General features: G+C 41.4%; 1 protein-coding gene. It reads left to right on the forward strand.

The window, feature by feature from the left end; all coding sequences use genetic code 11:
• Positions 1–319: transposase (locus P5683_RS26075; RefSeq protein WP_315645161.1), on the forward strand; the 319-nt coding region annotated here is incomplete at both ends.

The following is a 319-nucleotide window of genomic DNA, read 5'->3' on the forward strand; positions in this document are numbered from 1 at the left end:
GACTTGCTCCGATGGGACCCAATTCTCTAATCCCAAGGCTTATAAAGCAGCCACCAAAAAACTAGCTCGATTACAACGTCATTTAAGTCGCAAAGTCAAAGGCTCGAAAAATTGGGCCAAATGTCTCTTAAAAGTTCAAAAGCTACATCAAAGAGTAGCAAACATTCGGCGGGACACGATTCATAAAATAACTACTTTCTTGGCTAAGAACCACAGCCAAGTAGTCATTGAAGATTTGAATGTGTCAGGTATGCTGAAAAATCATGGTTTGGCGGGTTCTATCGCTGATGCTTCATTTTATGAGTTCCGTCGTCAACTC

Source organism: Limnospira sp. PMC 1279.21 (genome assembly GCF_032349615.1).
Lineage (GTDB): Bacteria > Cyanobacteriota > Cyanobacteriia > Cyanobacteriales > Microcoleaceae > Limnospira > Limnospira fusiformis.